The organism is Streptomyces sp. S6 (genome assembly GCF_054880855.1).
Genome location: NZ_JBTYMC010000487.1, coordinates 1 through 3,408, shown reverse-complemented (window position 1 = coordinate 3,408; position 3,408 = coordinate 1). Strand labels below are relative to the sequence as shown.

At 72.0% G+C, this 3,408-nt stretch carries 3 protein-coding genes, 1 tRNA gene and 1 pseudogene; 3 read left to right on the top strand and 2 right to left on the bottom strand.

Annotated features, from left to right (window positions below; translation table 11 throughout):
- Positions 1 to 68 precede the first annotated feature (68 nt).
- The gene (locus ACVNF4_RS34040; protein WP_461806732.1) at positions 69 to 971 is read right to left on the bottom strand and encodes a ketopantoate reductase family protein; all 903 of its coding nucleotides are present in this window, start codon (positions 969 to 971) and stop codon (positions 69 to 71) included.
- Positions 972 to 1,128: 157 nt separating this feature from the next.
- Here ACVNF4_RS34040 and ACVNF4_RS34035 point away from each other — a divergent pair, with 157 nt between their 5' ends.
- Positions 1,129 to 1,359 (top strand): DUF2277 domain-containing protein, encoded by a 231-nt coding sequence (locus ACVNF4_RS34035; RefSeq protein WP_461806731.1) that lies wholly within the window; start codon positions 1,129 to 1,131, stop codon positions 1,357 to 1,359.
- A gap of 75 nt (positions 1,360 to 1,434) precedes the next feature.
- Here ACVNF4_RS34035 and ACVNF4_RS34030 read toward each other — a convergent pair.
- Positions 1,435 to 1,506: transfer RNA gene (locus ACVNF4_RS34030), tRNA-Val, on the bottom strand.
- A gap of 197 nt (positions 1,507 to 1,703) precedes the next feature.
- Here ACVNF4_RS34030 and ACVNF4_RS34025 point away from each other — a divergent pair.
- Positions 1,704 to 2,504 carry a DUF4097 family beta strand repeat-containing protein gene (locus tag ACVNF4_RS34025; protein WP_461806730.1) on the top strand — a complete coding sequence of 267 codons (801 nt, stop codon included), beginning with the start codon at positions 1,704 to 1,706 and terminating at the stop codon, positions 2,502 to 2,504.
- 120 nt (positions 2,505 to 2,624) lie between these two features.
- A pseudogene (locus ACVNF4_RS34020) lies at positions 2,625 to 3,408 on the top strand (hypothetical protein); the annotation flags it as partial.

The window sequence follows — 3,408 nt, the reverse complement described above, 5'->3', positions numbered from 1 at the left end:
CGGTCGGGTGCCGAGAGCGGGGGCGCCGACGGCAGTCGCTCCGCCAACCGGCGCCCCCGCGACGGCAGTCAGCCCGTGTGTGCCGTCAACTCCCCCACCACGCGCTCCGCGACCGGCGCCGGGACCCCGTTCGCGCGGGCCGCTCGCAGCAACGCCCCGCCGATCGCGTCGAGTTCGAGGGGGCGGCCGGATTCGGCGTCGCGTTGCATGGAGGACTTCATGCCGGGCGGGAGGGTGTCGTAGACGGTGAGGGTCCGGGTGGGGTCGCTGGGGGCGCCGGCGGCGGTGGCGATCGCGGCGGTCTCGGTGACGAGGGCGGCGAGTTCGTCGCGGTGCGTGGTGCGGAGGTCGCCGATCGGGAGGGCGTGGAGCGTGGTCAGGAGGGCGAAGGGGGCGAGGAACGCGAGTTTCGCCCAGAGGGCTTTCGTCTCGTCGTCGAGGACACGTGCCCTGAGGCCGGCCTCGTCGAGGGCGACGGCCAGTGCGTCCAGGCGAGTTCGGTCGACCGGGTCGCCGGACAGGTCGATGTCCGCGAAGGGGCTGGCGTGGTCGACGACACCGGGCGCGGTGCGGGTGGACTCGACGCGGATCACCCCGGGGGCGACGAGTTCACGGCGGTGGTGGGCGCGGAGGGCCTCGGGGTGTTCGACGCCGTTCAGGAACGGGACCAGGAGGGCATCCCCTAGTACTTCAGAGGGAACGCGCTTCAGGGCGTCGTCCAGAGCCGTCTGCTTGACCGTGATCAGTACGGCGTCGGCGGGGGTCCGGAGTTCCGTGTCCGCCTCGACGCGCGCGGTGAAGTCGCCGAAGTGTCCGCTGCGGACGCGGATGCCGTTCTCGCGCAGGGTGGCCGCGGTGTCCGCGCCGGAGAGGCAGATCACCCGGTGTCCGGCCCGCGCCAGGAGGGCGGCGATGAGGCCGCCGACCCCGCCGGGGCCGAGGACGGCGACGGTGAGCTTCGGTTTCGTCATGACGTGAGTCCTTTCGCCGGTCGGCCCCGGACGCCGGTGGCCGCCGCCGACGATCATGCCAACGGGCGAGGGCCGTGCCAACGGGCGGGGGTGCACCGACGGGCAGGAGACCTGCCGAGCGCCAGCGGGACACCCCCGAGAGAGGGAGACTGGACGCATGTGCCGCAGCATCAAGACCCTCCGACCGCCCGCCCTCCCCCACGACGCCACCGACGACGACTTCCACGCCGCCGCCCTCCAGTACGTCCGCAAGGTCTCCGGCTTCCGGGCCCCCGCCGCGCACAACAAAGAGGTGTTCGACCGCGCGGTGGCCGCGATCGAGGCAGCGACGGCGGAGCTGCTGGCGGGGCTGGAGGTACGGGGCACGTCCAAGGCCGAGCACTCTTGAATCCGCGTCTCCCGAAAATCCCCGAAATGATCAGCAAAAGGCCCCCTAGGGGATACCTAAGGGGCCTGCGACCTGTGGGCGCGGACGGTTTCGAACCGCCGACATCCTGCTTGTAAGGCAGGCGCTCTACCCCTGAGCTACGCACCCGTACCTGAGGCTGACGCACCCAGGACGAGTCGACAGCCTACCTTGTCAGGGGTGCCGTCCCGCAAACCCGTTGTGCCCCTAAGGGATCCCCCGGGGGATATCCCCACCCCCTTTCAGGGAGGGAGCCGGATCGATCCCGGCGCCCGGCGGGCCTAGGTTCGAAGGACCGACCCGGTTCGTCTCAGGGGGACTCCGCCATGGCCCGCGCCGCCCGTACAACCCGTAGTACCCGCACCACCCGCACCACCCGCACCCGAGTGCTCCTCGCCTCCACCGCCGCCCTCGTCGCCGTGACGGCCACCGCCTGCGCGGACGCCTCCGACGACACCGCCCCCGAGACCCGCGGCTTCGACTTCTCGGGGTCGGCCCTGACGATCGACGCGGAGAACACCTCGCTGGAGATCGTCGCGGCCGACGGCAACAAGGCGGGCCACGCCGAGGTCACCCGCTGGTTCGACGGCTCCGTGGCGATCGGCAAGGACCCGAAGCTGACCTGGTCCCTGTCGGACGGCAAGCTGAAGCTGCGGATGAACTGCACCGGCATCATCGCGAACTGCTCCTCCCGGCACCGGGTCGAGATCCCCCGGGGTGTCACGGTGAAGGTCGTCTCGCACGACGGCGGCGTCAAGGTCAGCGGGGTGCGGGACGCGCTGAGCGTCAAGGCGCGCGACGGCTCCGTGCGGATCACCGACAGCTCGGGCCCGCTCGACCTGGACACCGGCGACGGTTCGGTCCGCGCCGACGTCGCCTCCAGGACGGTCACCACTCGCTCCGGCGACGGCTCCGTCCGCCTGAACCTGTCGGTCGTACCGGACCGCGTCGAGGCGAAGGCGAACGACGGGAACGTCACGATCGAGGTGCCGAAGGCGACGTACAAGGTGACGGCGAAGGTGAACGACGGTGACAACGAGGTCTCCGTGCCGCGCGCCGACGACAGTGCGCACGAGATCACCGCACAGGTCACGGACGGCGACCTCCACATCCGTACGGCCGGCTGAGCCCCTCGGGCCGGGAGCCGCCGCGTCCCGGCGTGAACCGACCGTCCTGTGTGTTCGTCCTTCAACGGTGGGAGAATGGAACCGGGCCAGGCAGGACGGACGACAGCGCGGGAGAGGGACGTGACGGCGACACCTTCACACGAGAGTCGACCGGACCGGCCCTTGAGGGGCGCCCGTACGCCCCGTAGTACCCCCGCCCCCACCCCCACCCCCCTACGGGACACCCTGACCCTCCTCACCGCCCTCCCCCTCCTCACCGCCCTAGCCCTCCCCGCCTCCTTCGCCGGCGGCGGTACCCGGCGCTGGTTCGGCGGCCGGTCGGAGGGCATGCGGGCCGAGGCGCAGGCGGCGAAGGACGCGGCAGCGGCGGCGTTCTACGAACTGGACACCGCGCAGCGGGACTTGCGGATCTCGATCGAGACGATCACCGCGGTGGACGACTCGGCGGCGGCCCGCAGAGCCGTCGGCTCGTTCGAGGAGATCGGCCGCCGGATCGACGAGGTGAGCCAGCAGTACATCACCGCCGTCGACACCTACGACCTCGACCGTGACGACCTGGAGACCTCGGCAGCGTCCCAGGCCCGCACGGACCTCACCCGCGCCAAGGACGAACTCCTCAGGGCCAAGCAGGAGTTGGACCGTTTCGCGGGCAGTCTCGGCCCACTGCTCGGCAAGGCGGAGACGCAGCTGGCCCGCCTCGCGCCCGCGGTGGAGCGCGCCCGCCAGTCCCTGCTGGCGGCCTCCAACGCGCTGGACGCCGTCCGGGCGAGCGGCCTCAAGGCGGACGATCTGGCGGCGCGACTCGCGGCGCTGGCACCCGAGTTGACGAAGCTGAACCAGGGCGGCGGGCAGCACGGCGTGCCGCAGACCCTGGAGCGCGCGGAGCGGGTCGCGCGGGAGGCGG